Raw genomic sequence first — 18,114 nt, 5'->3', positions numbered from 1 at the left:
TAACCTTATCAAATAAACCCTCTTTCAACTATGGAGATTTTTCAGTCTCCCCGGCATATTCCGCAAAACCGGCAGCTTTCCGAGGGGCAGGGCATGGGCGGAAGGATGAGCCCGCTTCTTCTTCGCTCTTCGAGAAGAAGCTCCCTGCGGGGGGTTTCCGAGATGAAATCCCACGGCAGGAGGGCGTCCGGGTCTCTTGCGCCGAGAATTCCCGCAGCCTCCGGCGTCCGGAGGATTCGCGGCCACTGGACGCCTTCACCGCCTCCCGCGAGCCACTTCCCCGCTTCGCGCCCGGCTCTGGACAAGAGCCCCTGAACGAGGGACCATTTCGGCGACTCGGCGTCGACCGTGAGGCCGGAGATGGGGCCGGAAATCCTCTTGAGAAGGCGGATTCTCCTCCTCAGCACCTCTTCGTCCTCCATCTTTTCCCACTGGAAGGGAGTGTGGGGCTTCGGGACGAAGGGGGCGGCGCTCAGGGTTACGTTGCCCCTTCCGAGGGCGGTCTTTACCCTGCCCGCGAGTCTGGCGAGCTCTTCTACGTCTGAATCCTCCTCGCCCGGAAGGCCGACCATCGCGTAGACTTTCAACCGGGAGACCCTGTGGCGGGAGGCAAGCTGCGCCGCTCTTAAAAGAGCCTCCTCGTCGAGGGTCTTTCCCGCCCTCCGCCGTAGCTGCTCCGTGCCTGCCTCGATAGCGAGGGTAAGGGTCTTTAGCCCGCCTTCCCGGAGGAGCCCGAGCATTTCGTCGTCAAGGGTCTCGGCGCGAAAAGAGGAAACCGTGAAGCCGCCCCCCGCGGCGAGAATTTCGCGGGCGATCCTTGCGAACTCGGGGTGGTTGGAGACCGCGGCCCCGACGAGGCCGATGCGCTCGCCCTTTCCGGCGTATTTTTCGATGTAGGGAAGGAGTTTTTCAAAGGGGATGAAGCGGGCGGGCCTGGCGAGATAGCCCGTGGCGCAGAATCTGCACCCGTGGGGGCAGCCCCTGCTTATTTCGAGCAGCCGCGCCCCCCCGAAGGGGTCGTCCTCGCCCCCGGCGATAACGGTGTGCGCCGGTTCCCACCCCTCCGGCGCCCTTTGCATCGCCACCTTCTCCGGAGCGCCGTGAAGCGGTTCCCTTGAATAATCGGCGGCGACCCTGTAGGCGGAGGGGACGTAGACGCCGGGAAGGGAGGCGGCGGCGAGTCTGCCAAGGAGTAGAGACCGTTCAAGGCCAATATTTTCGGACAGAAACTCGTGGAGAAGGGCGAAGGGGCCTTCCGCCTCGCCGAGGTAGAAGATGTCGAAGATCTCCGCGAGGGGCTCGGGGTTGAGGGTTGCCGCCATCCCTCCTGCCAGTAGGAGCGGGGAGTCCTCGCCCCTGTCGGCGGCGAGCGGCGCAATCCCCGCCTGCCGGAGAATTTCGGGAATCGCGGGGTAATCGCCTTCAAAGGAGAGGGAAAAGGCGATGATGCTGGAGCTTGCTATGGACTGGCCCGTTAAAAGGCCCCGGGGCCTGTCCGCGAAGTGGAGGTCGCAGACGGCCCCGGGCAGGGCGCTGATGATGCGGTAGAGGGACTGCAGCCCCAGGTTCGCCATTCCCACCCCGCAACGGTTAGGGAAAATGAGGGCGTATCCGGCGCGGCCGGCGGGACGGCGAACCTTGGTCAAAAAACTAATCTGCCTGCTTGCGCAGGAAAGTCGGGGCGTCCAGGTCGCTGCAGTAATCGGAATCGCCCGTGGCGATGCGGGTGACCCTCATCGCGGAGCCGTACTTTTCCCGCTCTTTTCTGATGAACGCCGGAACGTCGTGGTTCACCGGCTCCTTGCTTTCCATGTGGCTCCCGTTGACCACCTTCTGCACCGGCATGTCGAGAATCTGGTCGGATTTGGCTTCGTCGAAGCCGGTGGCGATGACGGTAACTTCCACCGAATCCTTCATGTTCTCGTCGATGACGTGGCCGAAGAAGATCTCCGCGTCGTCGTGGGCCGCTTCCTGAATGTAGTTGGCCGCCTCATTGATCTCGCCCATCGTGAGGTTGGAGCTGCCGCGAAAGTTGATAAGCACCATCTTCGCGCCCTGTATCGAGGCGTTGGCGAGAAGGGGGCTCGATACCGCGTCGTGGGCCGCGGCGGAAGCCCTGCCGTCGCCCGAGCGTATGCCGGTGCCCATGAGCGCCATGCCGCGAGTGCTCATGACGGCGCGCACGTCGGCGAAATCGACGTTTATCCTGCCGGAGGTGGTGATGAGATCGGATATCCCGCGCACCGCCTGGCAAAGGACGTTGTCCACGAGGGCGTAAGCCTCCTCCGTGGTGGCGTTTTCGCCCGCTATTTCGAGGAGCCGCTCGTTGGGGATGATCAGAAGGGTGTCAACGCACTCCTTGAGCGCCGTGATTCCCTCCTCGGCTCTTTTCATCCTGCGCTTGCCCTCGAAGGTGAAGGGCTTGGTGACCACGCCGACGGTCAGCGCCCCGGCTTCCTTGGCCTGTTTCGCGATGACGGGACTGGCTCCGGTGCCGGTGCCGCCGCCCATCCCCGCGGTGATGAAGACCATGTCCGCCGTGCCGATAAGCTCGTTGATGTGGGCGGTGGACTCGATGGCGGCCTGACGCCCCATGTTCGGGTCGCCTCCCGCTCCGAGGCCCCTCGTCAGCCCCGCCCCGAGCTGGAGGCGCGTCTTGGCGTTCTTGTCCTCAAGCGCCTGCGCGTCGGTGTTGGCGACGATGAACTCGACGCCGCTGACCCCGCCCGCTATCATGGTGTCGAGAACGTTTCCGCCCGCGCCGCCGACGCCGATTACCTTGATCGTCGCCCGGTGCCTGTTCGCCACGGGCATTTTTGTGCTTTGGACCGATGCAGGCTGCGAAGGCTGCTGCACGGCCACCGTTGGTGCTTCAAGCGTAAACTTGGCCATCTTTCCCACTCCTTTTTTCTCGCCCTCAAGAGACGACCGTCAATTAAGGACCTTGCGCGTTTCCCTTCGCGCCCGGCCCGTTACTCTTCTCCGAAAAAGAACTGCTGAAACCAGCCCTTCATTTTTTGCGTTATCCTCGAAAAAAGCTTCTCGTCCGATTCGTCGAGAGCCGCGCCCTGCTCGTCGCGCTTCAGCCAGGCGTGGCGTACCAGCCCGACGCCGGTGGCGTAGGCGGGGTCTTTGAGCTGATCCACCAGACCGAGGATGTCCCTCGGCTCGCCGCGCCTGACGGGGAGGCCGAAGACCTGCTCGGCGAGCTCCACCGTTCCGTCCAGAAGGCTTCCGCCGCCGCAGAGGACTACTCCGGAGACGACCATGTCCTCGATGCCGCGGTTCTGGAGATCCTGCCGTATAAGGGAGAAAATCTCCTCGACCCGGGGCTCGACTATCTCCGCCAGAATCCTTCGGTTCAGTATCCGGGGCCTTCTTCCGCCGACCCCCGGAACCTCTATCGTCTCGTCCTTGCCCACCTTGCTGACTAGGGCGCAGGCGTGCTTCCTCTTTATCTTCTCCGCCTCGGCGGAGGGGGTGCGAAGCCCCATCGCGATGTCGCTGGTAACGTGGTTGCCGCCGAGGGTGAGCACCGAGGTGTGCTTCACCGAGCCCTGCCCGATGACCACCACGTCGGTAGTCCCGCCGCCCATGTCCACGACGACGACGCCCAGCTCCTTCTCGTCGGGAGTGAGCACCGCCTCCGCGCTGGCGAGAGGCTCCAGGACAATGTCCGCCACCTCAAGGTCCGCCCGGTTGCAGCACTTCACTATGTTCTGGGCCGCAGCCACCGCCCCGGTGACTATATGAACGTGGACTTCGAGGCGCACCCCGCACATCCCGACGGGGTCGACGATGCCGTCCTGATCGTCGATGATGAACTCCTGCGGAATGATGTGAAGGACCTCCCTGTCCATCGGAATTGCCACCGCCTTGGCTGCGTCGATTACCCTCTTCACCTCCGCCGGAGTGACCTCCTGATCTTTCAGCGCTATTACGCCGTGGCTGTTGAAAGCCTGTATGTGGCCCCCGGCGATCCCCGCGCTGACCTGCTTTATCTTGCGGCCCGACATCAATTCCGCCTCTTCCACCGCTTTTTTGATGGACTGGACGGTAGACTCTATGTTTACCACCACGCCCTTGCGCAGGCCGCTGGCGGGGTGGGTGCCGTAGCCGATTATCTGGAGGCCGTCGGGCGTGTCCTCAGCCACGACGGCGCAGATCTTCGTGGTGCCTATGTCAAGCCCGACAAGTGTCCTCACGCGGGATTTCATCTGGTTCCTCGCTCATCATCCATTGTGTCAAGCCTTGCGATAATCCTGTCGTCGAGCGTCAAATCCGCGCTTTTGGCGTACTGTCCGCGCTTGTCCAGCTTTCTTTTCAACCGTGCGAAATCCTTGAATTTCTCGGCGAAATCCCCCGCTCCGACCACGATCTTCGTGCACAGCGGGAAATTCCCGTAAATGACGAATTTTTCCGGGCTGTGGCAGTGTATCTCCTCTATCCTTCCCCCGAGGGAAGCGGGGTCGGCGTATTTCAGAAGCTCCAGAACCTGCTCCCGCCTCTCGGAGTCGCCTTCCAGCTCCTCCCAGTCGAGTCCGGTGATAACCGGAAAATCGATTCCGGCCTTCAGCGGGGCGTCGATAACCTTCCCGTCGAGGGAAAAGTAGTAGAGGCGCTCGCTCAGCCGTATCAGGAAAGAGGGCTTCGACTCCTCGACCTCTATGACCACCGAGCCCGGAAGCCTCCGGGATATCTTCGACGAATGAACCCAGGGCAATTTCTCTACGTCTTCCTTTATCCGGGCGAGCTTTTTCTGAAAAAGGCTCTCACCCCTCATGAGGCCGGAAGCCGAGACCACCTCCTCGGCGGGCGTCTGGGTGTTCCCCCTGACCTCGATCTTCTCGACCACGAAGGGGCTAAGCTCAATGGCTATGCGAACCCCGAAGAAGAGCGCAAGCGCCACCGCCATCGTGGTGGCCGCCCACATCGCCCCGCCGAATTGCCGGCTCTCCTTCGGAATCTTCATGCCTTTAAAGAAGCCTCTTTTACAATCTTGTTCACGAGAGTCTCGAAATCTATTCCCGCCGCCGCGGCGGCCTTGGGCAGAAGGCTCGTCGGAGTCATGCCCGGTATGGTGTTGACCTCCAGCACCCAGGGATTGTCGTTGTTGTCCAGAAGGACATCCACCCTCGCCGCGCCGGAGCAGCCGAGGACCTCGTAAGCCCTTCTTCCCGCCTCGGAAACCTTTCCGGCGGTCTCGGCGTCGAGCTTCGCGGGGCAGGTGTAGCGGGTTCTGCCGGGGGTGTACTTCGATTCGTAGTCGTAAAAGCCGCTCTCGGGAGTTATCTCCACTATGGGCAGAGGTTTCCCGTCCAGCACCGCGACGGTCAGCTCGCGGCCCCTTATGAATTTCTCGATGAGCACCGTCTTGGAGTGGGCTCTCGCGGTGTGCACCGCTCCGGCTATCTCCTCTTCGCATTTCGCTATGGCGATGCCGATGGTGGAGCCCTCCCTAGGGGGCTTGGCGACCAGAGGAGCCGGGAGTCTGACATCCTTCGCGCCCTCGCTTGGGCCGAGCACCTGAAACTCCGGCGTGGGCACGCCGTAGGCGGTGAAGACGACCTTGCTGAGAACCTTGTCCATTGCAAGGGCGCTTGCGGTCACCCCCGAGCCGGTGTAGGGAATCCCCATTATCTCCAGAAGCCCCTGCACCGTGCCGTCCTCGCCCCACCTGCCGTGGAGGGCGATGAAGACCGAGCGCGGAGAGGCTTTTTCAAGCTGCGCCGGGAGATCGGCTCCGACGTCGATCTCGATGACGTCGTGGCCCGAGGCGCGAAGGGCCTTGGCGACGGAAGCCCCCGTAACGAGGCTTATGTCCCGCTCGGCGCTCATTCCGCCCTTCAAAACGGCAATTTTTGCCACCTTCTTCTCCTTTGCCTATTTCTTTATCCGCAGCATCTCCTGCTGACGGCTGCCGATTATCTCGATGAAGGTTTTGAGGTGAAGCTTGTGCTTTACGTAGATGCGCTCCTGAATCAGCCCGACCAGGGCGATTACGTTGCTGGTCGTCGCCTCTCCGAGGTTTACTATGTAGTTGGCGCTGATGTTGGATATCTCCGCGTCGCCCACCCGTATCCCCTTCAGGTTGCACTGGTCGATGAGCGCCCCGGCGGAACCTCCGCCTTCGGGGTCCACGAAGATCATCCCCGTGCTCCTCTCGCGGACCGGCTGAACCGCCATCCGCCTGTCGAGGCTCTCCCGCACCTTCTGGCGTATCTCCTCGTCGGTCCTGTGCGCGCCCCGCAAGGTAACGGAAAGGATTATGTGGTTTTGCGGCAGCCCGCAGGAATGCCTGTGAAATTTCAGCTTTTCCGCCGGGATAGTGGATATCTCGCCTTCCATGTTGATGGTGTCCACCGAGACGACCCTGCCGGCGATCTCCTCTCCCCAGGAGGAGGCGTTTCTGGCGACCGCTCCGCCTACGGTTCCCGGAATGCCGTAGAGAAACTCGAAACCCCCTATGGAATCCTCGGAGGCTTTCCTCACGAACTCGGTAAGGGAGAGGCCCGCCTGCGCCCGAAGAACAGGCTCCTTCCCCCCGGAGACTACCTCGAGACGCTGAAAATTCGGGCCGAGGCGGATGACCGCGCCGCGTATGCCTCCGTCCCGCACGATAATCCCGGAGCCTCCTCCCAGTACGAAATACTTTATCCCGCGCTGGGCGAGGAATTTGAGGACAGTCGAAAGGTCCTCAACGTCCGCGGGGGTGATGAGGATGTCAGCATGGCCGCCCGTCCTGACCGAGGTCAGCGTGGACATCGGGACGTTCAGGGCGACCTGGCCCCTCACCATCCTTTGAATCAGCTCTATCGCGCTGAAACTATTCATCACTGCCGCTCCCGCTCAGTATGGAGAGGATTTTCTCCGAAGCCTGCCAGATGTTGCCCGCCCCCAGAGTTACTATCAGGTCGCCCTCCCTCGCCTCGGCCGCCACGGCGGCGGCGGCTTCCTCCCAGTTGCCGGCGTGTCTGGCGAAGCGGTGGCCGTGAAGGCGTATCCCCTCCGCGAGGCTCTGCCCGTCCACGCCCTCTATGGGAGTCTCCCCCGCGGGATATATGTCCGTCACGAAGACGCAGTCCGCGCTGTAAAAGGCCGTGTGGAAGCGCTCGGCCAGATCCTGGGTGCGGGAGTAGCGGTGGGGCTGGAAAAGGGCGATTATGCGCCTGTCCCATGCCTCGCGAAGCCCCTTCAGGGCCGCTTCTATCTCCGTCGGGTGGTGCGCGTAGTCGTCCATGACGATAACGCCCCCGGCCTCGCCCTTTATCTGCGACCGGCGGTCCACCCCTCCGAACTCTTCGAGCGCCGAAGCGATGGTCTCCGGCGCAGCGCCGAGTTCGAGGCCGACGCAGAAGGCCGCCAGAGCGTTAAGCACGTTGTGCTGGCCGGGCAGAGAGATGGTAAGCTTCGCGAGGGTCTTTTGGTCCTTCACCACCTCGAAGGTGGTCTTTCCCCCGCTCATGGTGACGTGGCGGGCGTAAAGGTCGGCCTGCCTCCCGAGCCCGTAGGTGATGGTGCGGCGCTTGAGGCAGGGAAGTATCCCCTGAATTCTCGCGTCTTCGAGGCAGAGGATGACCGCCCCGTAAAAGGGAACCTTGTTTGCGAAATCGATGAAAGCCCGCTCGATGGCCTCCTCGGTGAGGTAATAGTTCATGTGCTCGCGGTCGATGTTGGTTATCACCGCCACCGTCGGCGCGAGGAGCAGAAAGCTCCCGTCGCTTTCGTCGGCCTCGGCCACGAGGAATTTGCCCTGCCCCAGCCTTGCGTTCGAGCCCAGCTTGCCTATCTTGCCGCCGACGACGACGGTGGGGTCGAGCCCCGCCTCCGACAAAATCGCCGCGACCATCGAGGTGGTGGTGGTCTTTCCGTGCGCCCCGGCGACCGCGACCCCGTATTTCATCCGCATCAGCTCCGCCAGCATCTCCGCGCGGGGAATGACGGGAATGAGTTTCTCGTGGGCGCTTTCGACCTCGGGATTGTCGGCGCTCACCGCCGAGCTTATGACCACGACGAAGGAATCGCCTACGTTTTCGGCCCGGTGGCCGATCTGAATCTGCGCCCCGAGGGTTTCCAGCCGGTCGGTTATGGGGGAGCGCCGGAGGTCCGAGCCGCTCACCCTGTAGCCCAGAGTGAGAAGGACCTCGGCGATGCCGCTCATGCCGATCCCGCCTATTCCCACGAAGTGAATCTTCCGGTCAGTTTTGAACATCGGCCTTACCTGTCTCCCCGGCCCGAGAGCCGCAAGAGGTCGTCCACTATGTCCGCCGCCGCGCGTCTTTTGGCGCTTTGGGCGGCGCTCTCCGCCATCTTTTCGAGGATCGAGGAGTCGACGGAGAACCCTTCCACCAGCGCGGCTATCTTGGGCGCGTCGAGCTCTTTTTCGGTCACGCAGATCGCCGCTCCCTTTTCCTGCGCCGAGAGGGCGTTCGCCTCCTGATGGTTTCCGGCGGCGAAGGGGAAGGGAATCAGTATCGCCGGTCGGCCGACGGCGGCAAGCTCGGCCAGCGTCAGCGCCCCCGCCCGCGCGATGACGAGGTGCGCCCAGGCGTAAGCCTTGGCCATCTCGTCGATGAACGGTATTACGTGAATCCCGGCTACGCCCTCGTAAGCTCCGGCGACCCCCTCTTCCTTTCCCTTGCCGCACTGGTGAACCACCGAGACGGGTATGGAAAGGCTCCTGAGCGCCTCGGGAACTATCCGGTTGAGGCTCGCCGCGCCCTGACTGCCGCCCAGCACCAGCACCCGGAACTCCTCGCCCGCCCTTGGCGGGAAGTAGGGGAAGGGGGCCGAAAAGTTTTGCCGAAGCGGGTTCCCGGTCCAGAGTATCTTCTTCGGGGGAAAATCCTTGGCCGCCGAGGGGTCGCCCAGATAGACGCGCTTGACCACCTTCCCCAGAAGCCTGTTGGTCACTCCCGCCACCGCGTTCTGCTCCTGCACCGCCGAGGGAATTCCCCTGAGCGCGCAGTAGGCCACGACCGGGAAGGAGACGTACCCGCCGACCCCGAGGCAGGCGTCAGGCCGAAAAGAGGCGACCAGTTCGGCCGAATCCTTGAATCCGGCTACGGTGCTTATGCCTCCCCTGAGCTTCGAGAGCGCTCCGACCCCCACGAGGCCGCCGCTGCGTATTGGTGTCATGGAAAGGCCGAGCGAGGGAAGCACCTTCGCCTCCAGCCCCCTGGAATTTCCCGCGAAACGCACTTCGTGGCCGCCTTCACGCGACAAAAGCTCCTGGGCCACCGCCACTCCGGGGTAGAGGTGCCCTCCGGTGCCGCCTCCGGCGATGAGGAGTCTCACAGCGGCTCCTCCAGCGGGCGAGCGAGCCCGGCGAGAAGCCCGGCGGCGGCCAGCGTCACGATGAGGCCGGTTCCACCGTAGGAGAGGAAGGGCAGGGGAAGCCCCTTCGTCGGGGCCGCTCCCAGCACCACCATCGCGTTTATCGCGGCCTGTATCGCCAGCCACGCGGTTATCCCCACGGCCAGAAAGCGCCTGTAAGGGTCTTTCTGCCTGATTCCTATCGTTATCCCGCGCCAGGTGAGGGCCATGAAGAGCCCGATGACCACCAGCGTGCCGATGAGCCCGGTCTCCTCCCCCCAGACCGAAAGGACGAAGTCGGTGTGGGCCTCGGGGAGGTAGAAGAGCTTTTGCTGGCCGGAGCCTATCCCGGCGCCCCAAAGTCCGCCGGAGGCGAAGGCGAGCTGGGACTGGGTAAGCTGGAAGGCGCTGTCCAGCATGTGCTCCTCGGGGTTCATGAAGGCCAGAATACGCCTCACCCGGTAGGGCTCGCGGATAATCTCGATTGCGATGCCCAGAAGGGCGAGAAGGATGAGCCCCGCGAGGTGCTTTAGCCGCGCTCCCGCTATGAAGACCATCCCGCAGATTATCGAGACCATGACTATCGCCGTGCCGAGGTCCTTTTCAAGGGCCACAAGCGCGATGGGAAGCCCCGGTATGAGCAGATTCGGCAGAAAGCCGAAGCGAAAATCCTTCATCTTCTCCGGCCCGCGCCGGGCGAGGCTGTCGGCGAGGAAGACGACCAGCACCAGCTTCGCCAGCTCCGAGGGCTGGAACTGCGGCAGGGGGCCGATCTTGAGCCATCTCGTAGCGCCGTTGGCCATAACTCCGAGGGGAGACCAGAGGACCAGCGCCAGTAGCACCGAGGTCAGGACAAGGCCGAGGATTGAATACCTGCGCAGCGACTCCGGGGCGACCCCCGCGGCGAACCAGTAGGCGGCTATTCCAATCGCGGCGAAGAGCAGCTGCTTCTGGAAGTGCGAGGTCACCATCTTCACCTCGTCGCCGCTTGAAACCAGCTTCGAGGTGGAAAACGCCATGACGAGGCCGATGACCGTCAGGAGCGCCACCACGGCGGTTACCGTCACGTCGGGCAATCTGGCGGAACTAATTTCCATCCTGGCCATCGCCCAGCCTCCTTGTCTCTTCGAGGCAGAGTTTCTGGAAGACCTCGCCCCGCTGGGCGTAACCGGTGAAAAAATCGAAGCTGGCGGCGGCGGGGCTGAGGAGAACGGTATCCCCCTCGCTTGCGGACTCGACCGCGATACGAACAGCTTCCGGCCAGTCTTTGGCGGCAGCAATGGGCGCGGCCCCTTCCAGTTCCTTCGCCATCCTCTGGCCGTGGGGCCCGACGATGATCACCTTCTTTCCCTTTTCGGCGAGCCCCGCCCGTAGCGGCGCGTAGTCCGAGCCCTTGTCGATTCCCCCCACAAGGAGGATCAGGGGGGTCTTGACCGTCTCCAGCGCCCTCACCACGGCGTCCACGTTCGTGGCCTTGGAGTCGTCGATGAAGGTGATTCCCCTCCATTTCAGGAACTCCTCGATGCGGTGGGGCAGTCCCTTGAATTCACAGGCGCTCTCCCACGCTTCGACGGGGTCCACCCCCGCTATCGCTGCGGCGAGGACGGCGGCGAGGACGTTTTCGACGTTGTGGAGGCCCCGGAGTTTCAGGCAGGAGAGGGGCAGGCGGACGCCGTCGTTTCCCGGCATCAGAATCACGGCCTCCTCGCCCTCCTTCCAGCCTCCGACGCCGAGCGGCCCCTTTACCGAGTAGGGGATAATCGTCGCTCCGGAGCTTTTCGCGTATTCCCAGACCAGAGGGTCGTCCCGGTTGACCACGGCGGCGTCGGCTCCGGTCTGGTTCGTGAAAATTCGCGCCTTGGCGTCGCCATACTCCCGAAGGTCTTTGTGGCGTTCGAGGTGGTCGCCCTTCAGGTTCAGGAAAACCGACACCGCCGGGTGAAACTCACGGCAGGCTTCGAGCTGGAAGCTCGAAAGCTCCGCCACTATCACCTCGTAATCGCCGCCCACCGCCTCGATGAGGGGGGTGCCGACGTTTCCGCCGATGAAGACGCGCTTTTCGGCGCTTTTGAGGATATGGCCGAGAAGCTTCGTCACAGTGGTCTTGCCGTTGGTCCCGGTTATGCCGATTATCGGGGCGGAAAGGTATCTGGACGCCAGCTCTACCTCGCTTATTACCTCTACTCCGGACTGTGCGAGCGCCTGAATCCTCGCGTCGTAGAGGCTTATGCCGGGGCTGAGCACGCAAAGGCCGAAGCACTTGCCCGCCCGCTCCAGCCCGCCGCCGGTGATGACGACGCCTTCGCTTTCGAGCGCCAGAGTCTCCGGGCCGAGCGACTCCTTCGGCTTGTCGTCCGCGAGAATCACCTCCCCGGCGCGCCCGAGCAGGAAGCGCGCGGCGCCCCTGCCGCTCGAACCTCCTCCGGCGACCAGCACCCGCAGTTTTTCAAGTTCGCTTTTTTTCATCGTATCTTCAGTGTCGCAAGGCCGATAAGGGCCAGGATTATGGAGATTATCCAGAAGCGCACGGTTATCTTGGGCTCGTGCCACCCCTTCTTCTCGAAATGGTGGTGGATGGGAGCCATGAGGAAGATGCGTTTTTTGGTCCTCTTGAAGTAGCCGACCTGGATTATTACGCTCATCGCCTCCATCACGAAGACGCCACCGACTATCGCCAGAACTATCTCGAATTTGCTTATCACCGCCGCCATTCCCAGCGCGCCGCCAAGGGCGAGGCTTCCCACGTCGCCCATGAAGACCTGCGCGGGGTAGGCGTTGAACCACAAAAAGCCCAGCGCCGCCCCCGCCATCGCCGCGGTGAAGATTGCGACGTCGCCCGCCCCGGCGACGAAGGGAATCTGGAGGTATTCGGCTATCCTCGCGTTGCCCGCCGCGTAGCAAAAGACGGTGAAGGTGATCGAGGAGATGATGACCGGGCCGGTCGCGAGGCCGTCGAGCCCGTCCGTAAGGTTCACCGCGTTGCCCGCGCCGACGACCACGAAGACGGCGAAGGGCAGATACCAGAGGCCGAGATCGGGCTGCACGTTCTTGAGGAAGGGGAAGACCAGCCGGGTGTTGAAGCCGGGTTCGGTCATAAGAAAGCCGCAGCCCAGCGCGGCTATGACTATCATCGAGAGCATCTTCACCCGCGCGGAGACTCCGGCGGAATTTTTCTTGCTCACTTTCAGGTAATCGTCAAGAAAACCGACGACGCCGAAGCCCAGGGTCACGAAGAGCGCCGTCCATATCTGCCGGTGGCCGGGATCGCCCCACGCTATTACCGCTACGGCGAGGGAGAAGAGTATGAGCACGCCGCCCATCGTCGGGGTGGCCTTCTTCGTGGCGCTGTGCTCTTGCGGCGTGTATTTGCGGTTTACGTCGCCGACGTGCAGTTTTCGCAGAAGCTCTATCACCCTCGGCCCGAGAAGGAGGGAGATAAGGAGCGAGGTGAGCATGCCCAGAACCGTACGGAAGGTGATGTAACGAAAGACGTTAATCGCCCCGAAGGTATCCTGAAAAAGGAAAATGAGTTTATAGAGCATGCTTCCTTCTTAATCCCGCTTGCTGCGCAAAAGGCCGAGGAGGAGGAGGTCGAGTTTGTGCGCCCTGCTCCCCTTTATCAGTACCCAGTCGCCCTTGCCGAGGACGGCCGGAAGCTCTTCGGACAGGGATTCAACGCTCCCGGCCATGTGTATTTTTCCGGCGGGAAGCCCTGCCTTCCTCGCCGCCTCGGCGGTGTGAACAGTCTCCGGGCCGAGGAGGAACATCTCGCTTACGCCCTTTTCGACGGCGTAGCCGCCTATCGAGGCGTGTTCCTTTGCGCTCAGCGCTCCCAGTTCCCGCATGTCCCCGAGGACCAGAATCTTTCTCCTGCCTCCGGCGAGGTCGGCGAGAGTGTCGAGCGCCGCCCTTACCGCTCCGGGGTTGGCGTTGTAGCAGTCCACCAGAAGGTTCGAGCCCCTCGGTCCGGCGACAATCTCGCCGCGCAGAGAAGCCGCTCCCTCCCTGCCGAAAGGTTCCTCCCCCGGAGGAAGAGAAACGCCAAGTTCCGCGACCAGAGCGAGCGCCGCGAGTCCGTTCGTGGCGTTGTGCCTGCCCGGCAGGGGCAAAAAAATCTTTCTTCCGCCGACGTAGAAGGAACTTCCTTTCTCCCCGAGCGACTCATACCCTTCGCCCCGGAAATCAGCCCCCTTTTCCCAGCCGAAGGTCACGACCCTTATGTCTTTCCGTAGCTTTTCGGCGGCCTTTTCGATTGCCGGGTCCCCGTGGGGCAGAATCAGGGTTCCGCCGCTTTTAAGTCCTCCGGCGATGGCCAGCTTCTCCCGCGCAACTCCCTCCACGTCGCCAAGCCCCTCGGTATGGGCCGGGCCCACGCCGGTGACGAGGGCTACGTCGGGCTCGCAGATATTGGCGAGCTTTTCCATCTCTTCCGGGACCGAAATGCCGAGCTCGACAACCGCGAACTTCTCGTCCCCCACGGCTCCCAGAAGAGTCAGGGGAAGGCCGATGAGGTTGTTGAGGTTGCCGGGCGTGCCGAGCGTCTTCACGCCCGCTCCCCTAAGCAGCCTGAGGGCCAACTCCTTTGTCGTCGTCTTCCCGAAGCTTCCGGTCACCGCCGCCAGCCTGAACCCCGCCTTCCTTCGCGCCATCCGCCCGAGAGAGCCGAGGGCGGCGAGGGTGTCGGGGACCTTTATTACGGCGGCGGCTTTTGAGCCGGTGTCTTTCGAGACCAGAAGACCGGAAGCTCCGCCCGAAACCGCCTTGTCCAGAAAGTCGTGCGCGTCGAAGCGCTCTCCCGGAAGGGCCACGAAAAGCGTTCCCTCAAGCTCCTTTCGCGTGTCGGTACTGACCCCGGTAAAAACAGTGTCCGCGCCTTCCCCTCGAAGCAGCGCGCCGCCGGTGGCCGCGAGCGCCTCGGAGAGGAGGAATTTCACAGCCCGCCCCTCTGGCCGAGAAAATTAAGAGCCTTTTCCCGGTCGTCGAACCTGTCGGTCCGATCCCTGAAGATCTGATAGGTCTCGTGGCCCTTCCCGGCCACTATGACTATGTCGCCGGGGGCTGCGGCCTTCACCGCCCACCCTATCGCCTCTTCCCTGTCCTCGATGCGCGCGTACTCCCTGCACCCCGAGAGGAGGCCGCCGGAAACCTTTCGCCACTCGGGCGGAATCCCGGCCTCGATGGAATCGAGGATCAGGTTTGTCTCCTCCGAGCGGGAGTTGTCGGCGGTCAGGACCAGTACGTCGGCCCACTCGGCGGCGGCTTTCGCCATCAGGGGCCGCTTGGTCCTGTCGCGGTCTCCTCCGCAGCCGAAGACGCAGAAAAGCCGCCCGCGGGTAAGAGGCCGGACGGATTCCAGCACTCTTGAGAGGGCGTCGGGGGTGTGGGCGTAGTCCACGTAGACCCCTATGCCGAGGGTGTTTTCGACCTTTTCAAGCCTCCCCGGAGTCTGGGGCGCGTTTTCAAGGGCCTTTACCACCTTTTTGAAGTCCAGCCCGAGCGCCCACGCCACCCCCAGCGCCGCCGCCGAATTCTGGGCGTTGAAGGAGCCGGTGAGGGGCAGGGATATCGGCTCCTCGCCGCCCGGATAGAGGATCGTCCCGGTTATCCCTCCGGCGTCGTAGCGGGAGGCCTCGAATCGTATGTCGCCGCTCTCCAGCCCGAAGGTCACGACGTGGCCGCCGAGCTCCGAGGCGAGCATCCTGCCCCAGGGGTCGTCCACGTTGACCACCGCCTCCACGAGGCGCGGGTAATCGGTGAAAAGCATCTTCTTGGCCTGGAAGTATTCCTCCATCGAGCCGTGAAAATCCAGATGGTCCTGCGTGAGATTAGTGAAGACGGTGCAGGCGAAGGAGCACCCCGCCGTACGCTTTCGCATCAGGGCGTGGGAGCTTATCTCGGCCACCACCGCCTGAGCCCCCTCCCGGACCATCCGGGCCAGAATCGCCTGAAGGGCCGGGGCGTCCGGGGTGGTCAGGGGGGAGTCCTCCTCCGCGCCGGAGGGGTAGGAGTTGCCCACCGTGCCCATTCTGCCCGCACTGATGCCCGCTTCCCTCAAAATCTGCTGGATCAGGTGGGCCGTGGTGGTCTTGCCGTTGGTCCCGGTGATGCCGACGAGGGTCAGGGAGCGCGAAGGGTGGCCGAAAAAGGCCGAAGCGGCCCAGCCGAGAGCTTCCTCGGCGTCTTCCACAAGTATCCGCGCCATCCCGAAGGTGTCTGCGTCCTCCCGCTCCACGATGCAGGCTACCGCGCCGAGCTTCGCCGCGTTTTCGAGGAAGTTGTGGCCGTCGGTCTTCTCGCCGCTTATGGCCGCGAACAAAGAGCCTCCCCGGACCTGCCGCGAGTCGCAGACCACTCCCGTTACCTCCGGGTCGGAGGCGGGACCTTTAATTACGCCCGGCAACTGGGCTGCTATGACCGAGAGTCTCAACGTTTTTTGCTTCTGCCGGTTTTTCCGGCGGCTATGGGCTTCATCAGATGGCGTCGATAAATTCCAGAACGCACACCGTCTCCGGGAGAAGAGATTCTCCCGGAGGGGGCGTCTGGCGCTGTAAAAATCCGAATCCCTTTATCTCCAGCGCGACCGGCACGCCGGACTGTTCCAGACGGCGAAGCGCCTCGCGCATGGGGAGCCCCGCGAGATCGGGCATCGCTCCCGAGGTGAGGTTTTCGGCGGGGTACTCCGGCGGCTCCTCCGGGGCGTCTTCCATCGTTTTCTTCGCCACTTTCGGAGCGGGTTTCTCCTCTTCCTTTTCCTCCAGATCGGGCTTCGCCCCAAGCGTGGGCAGCGCCTGGCGGCAGATGGAACTGAAGACCGGAGCCGCGAGGGTGCCGCCGTATTCGCCAAGCCGCGTGTCGGGGCGGTCGATGGTGACCAGAACGGCTATCTTCGGGTTCCGGCTCGGAGCGAAGCCGATAAAACTGGCTACGACCCTCCGTTTGTCATACCTTCCGGTGGCCGGATCGGTCTGCCACGCGGTGCCGGTCTTGCCCGCTACCCTGTACCCGGGAACCTTTGCGAGCTTGCCTGTGCCACGGTCCCCGTAGACGACCCTTTCGAGCATGGAAGAGATGGTCTGGGCGGTTTTGGCTGAAATCGCGGTCCCGGCCGGTTCCGGCTCGAAGGTCCGCACCGCTTTTCCCTCGACGTCCAGTATCTCCCTGACGATCCGGGGCTTCATTCTGACCCCGCCGTTCGCTATCGCCGCATAGGCGGTCAAAAGCTGGAGCGGGGTGACGGAAACGCCTTGGCCGAAGGCCATGTTGATGCTCGTCATGCCCGACCACTTCTCGGGGGCGTGCAGTATCCCCCTCGATTCGGCGGAAAGGTCGACTCCCGTCGGCGTTCCCAGGCCGAAGCGCTTTAGCCCCTCGTAGAACTGGGCGCGGGAAATCCTCTGCGAGAGCTTGCCCACGCCGATATTGCTGGAGACCTCCAGCACCTCCGGCACCGTAAGGGTTCCATGTCCGCCGTGATCGTGGATCGTGTAGTCGTACACCCTCCACTTTCCGCCCTCGCAGTAGACCGAGTCGGTGATCGAGTGGCCCTTTTCGTCCAGATAGACGGAGAGGAAGATGCCCTTCATCGTCGAGCCGGGCTCGTAGACGTTGGTCACCGCCTGAATGACCCTCTGCTCCAGAGGCGCCTTCGAGTACTGATTCGGGTTGAGGGCGGGCGCCTGCGCCATTGCGAGAATCTCGCCCGTGGCCACGTCCATTACGATCGCGTTCCCGCCCTTGGCCTGATATTTTTCGACCGTCTTGTCCAGCTCGCTCTGCGCTACGTGCTGTATCTCCTCGTCGATGGTGAGGACGACCGAAGAGCCCTTGGCTTTCTCAAGATCCGGCACGCTTTCGAGCAGGTTTCTGGTGTCGCCGATGCGCTTTGTCCGCACGGCGAAATCCCTGCCCTTTAGCACGTCGTCGTATTTGTACTCGATGCCCCCTATGGGTTTGTCGCCGTCCCGCACTGCGCCGATAATCTGTCCGGCAAGGTCCCCCTTGGGGTAATAGCGGGTAGGCTGTACGTCCACGGTGATGAAATCGGAATCCACGGCGCGGATCTGGTCAGCCTCGGCCGGGGTGATCTTCGTCTTGAGCTGCGTAGCCGCCTTGTTTCTCTTCGTGACGAGTTCCAGGGTCTTGGGCCTGTCGAGCCCCAGTATGTTGCATACGGTGGCGAATTTCAGGGGATCGTCGGCGGCCCTCGCCGAGGTCGCGCAAACGTTGTAGCCCTGCACCGTTTTCGCGAGGGGCTGGTAGTTGCGGTCCAGAATTTCCCCGCGCTCCGCAGGGATTTTGACGGTGCGGTTGTGCTGTCTTGCAGCCAGCGTCACGAGGTCCTTGCGGGGGAAGAGATGGAGTTTTATCGCGAAAAAGGCGGCTGTTCCGAAGAGCGTAAACAAAAAGAGCCCGAGGACGACGATTCTCGCCCTGAAAACCGGAGCCCCTTCCCTTCGCTTATTCATCCAGAATTATTTTCTCTTCCATCTCGGGGCGCACGAGCCCCATCATCGCCGCCCTCGCCTCGAGCTGGTCGGGGCGTATGCGGTAGCCGAGTTCAGTCTTTAATTTGTTGACCTCTTCGCCGAGATTCTGGTGCGCCGTGTTCAGGCCCGAGAGCATGGTGGAAAGGCGCATCGCCTCCATCCGAAACCCCACGAGGGCGAGAAAGGAGAGGATAAGGGCCAGGGCCGGCGCAATCATCGGCAGCGCTTTTTTTACCGAGTCAAGGGAAATGGAAACTTCAATAGGCGCGCTTGCCGCCCGCCTTGTCTGCGCAGTGCTCATTTTGCTTTCCAT

15 protein-coding genes are annotated in these 18,114 nt (G+C 62.8%); all 15 read right to left on the bottom strand.

The window, feature by feature from the left end:
* Positions 1–41: 41 nt before the first annotated feature.
* Positions 42–1,574, bottom strand: coding sequence for a radical SAM protein (locus tag EPN96_07435; GenBank protein TAL17001.1), 1,533 nt, complete (start codon positions 1,572–1,574; stop codon positions 42–44).
* A gap of 76 nt (positions 1,575–1,650) precedes the next feature.
* A complete protein-coding gene (gene ftsZ / locus EPN96_07430) occupies positions 1,651–2,814 on the bottom strand; it encodes a cell division protein FtsZ (GenBank protein TAL17023.1) in 1,164 nt (387 codons plus the stop codon).
* A 158-nt stretch (positions 2,815–2,972) separates the two neighbouring features.
* Positions 2,973–4,217, bottom strand: coding sequence for a cell division protein FtsA (gene ftsA / locus EPN96_07425; protein TAL17000.1), 1,245 nt, complete (start codon positions 4,215–4,217; stop codon positions 2,973–2,975).
* Positions 4,214–4,972, bottom strand: coding sequence for an FtsQ-type POTRA domain-containing protein (locus EPN96_07420; GenBank protein ID TAL16999.1), 759 nt, complete (start codon positions 4,970–4,972; stop codon positions 4,214–4,216). The genes ftsA and EPN96_07420 overlap by 4 nt, the downstream gene beginning before the upstream one ends.
* Positions 4,969–5,838 carry a D-alanine--D-alanine ligase gene (locus EPN96_07415; protein ID TAL17022.1) on the bottom strand — a complete coding sequence of 290 codons (870 nt, stop codon included), beginning with the start codon at positions 5,836–5,838 and terminating at the stop codon, positions 4,969–4,971. Before EPN96_07415 ends, EPN96_07420 begins: the two co-directional genes overlap by 4 nt.
* A gap of 45 nt (positions 5,839–5,883) precedes the next feature.
* Positions 5,884–6,834 carry a UDP-N-acetylmuramate dehydrogenase gene (gene murB / locus EPN96_07410; protein ID TAL16998.1) on the bottom strand — a complete coding sequence of 317 codons (951 nt, stop codon included), beginning with the start codon at positions 6,832–6,834 and terminating at the stop codon, positions 5,884–5,886.
* Positions 6,827–8,212: a UDP-N-acetylmuramate--L-alanine ligase gene (locus EPN96_07405; GenBank protein TAL16997.1), complete on the bottom strand. Its 1,386-nt coding sequence runs from the start codon at positions 8,210–8,212 to the stop codon at positions 6,827–6,829. The genes murB and EPN96_07405 overlap by 8 nt, the downstream gene beginning before the upstream one ends.
* A gap of 5 nt (positions 8,213–8,217) precedes the next feature.
* Positions 8,218–9,297, bottom strand: a complete 1,080-nt coding sequence (murG, locus tag EPN96_07400; GenBank protein ID TAL16996.1) for an undecaprenyldiphospho-muramoylpentapeptide beta-N-acetylglucosaminyltransferase — start codon at positions 9,295–9,297, stop codon at positions 8,218–8,220.
* Positions 9,294–10,421, bottom strand: coding sequence for a putative lipid II flippase FtsW (gene ftsW, locus EPN96_07395; GenBank protein TAL16995.1), 1,128 nt, complete (start codon positions 10,419–10,421; stop codon positions 9,294–9,296). The genes murG and ftsW overlap by 4 nt, the downstream gene beginning before the upstream one ends.
* On the bottom strand, positions 10,402–11,781 hold the full coding sequence (gene murD / locus EPN96_07390) for a UDP-N-acetylmuramoyl-L-alanine--D-glutamate ligase (protein TAL16994.1): 1,380 nt from the start codon (positions 11,779–11,781) through the stop codon (positions 10,402–10,404). Before murD ends, ftsW begins: the two co-directional genes overlap by 20 nt.
* A complete protein-coding gene (locus EPN96_07385; GenBank protein TAL16993.1) occupies positions 11,778–12,857 on the bottom strand; it encodes a phospho-N-acetylmuramoyl-pentapeptide-transferase in 1,080 nt (359 codons plus the stop codon). The genes murD and EPN96_07385 overlap by 4 nt, the downstream gene beginning before the upstream one ends.
* Positions 12,858–12,866: 9 nt before the next feature.
* Positions 12,867–14,249, bottom strand: a complete 1,383-nt coding sequence (locus EPN96_07380) for a UDP-N-acetylmuramoyl-tripeptide--D-alanyl-D-alanine ligase (protein ID TAL16992.1) — start codon at positions 14,247–14,249, stop codon at positions 12,867–12,869.
* Entirely contained in the window at positions 14,246–15,742 is a 1,497-nt protein-coding gene (locus EPN96_07375; GenBank protein TAL16991.1) for a UDP-N-acetylmuramoyl-L-alanyl-D-glutamate--2,6-diaminopimelate ligase, read from the bottom strand. The genes EPN96_07380 and EPN96_07375 overlap by 4 nt, the downstream gene beginning before the upstream one ends.
* A 43-nt stretch (positions 15,743–15,785) precedes the next feature.
* Positions 15,786–17,780, bottom strand: coding sequence for a hypothetical protein (locus EPN96_07370; protein ID TAL16990.1), 1,995 nt, complete (start codon positions 17,778–17,780; stop codon positions 15,786–15,788).
* A complete protein-coding gene (locus EPN96_07365) occupies positions 17,773–18,114 on the bottom strand; it encodes a hypothetical protein (protein ID TAL16989.1) in 342 nt (113 codons plus the stop codon). Before EPN96_07365 ends, EPN96_07370 begins: the two co-directional genes overlap by 8 nt.

This window comes from bacterium, from assembly GCA_004322275.1.
Taxonomy (GTDB): Bacteria; Desulfobacterota; Deferrisomatia; order Deferrisomatales; family BM512; genus SCTA01.
The sequence above is the reverse complement of the archived record's forward strand: the minus strand, read 5'-3'. Positions and strand labels throughout refer to the sequence as shown.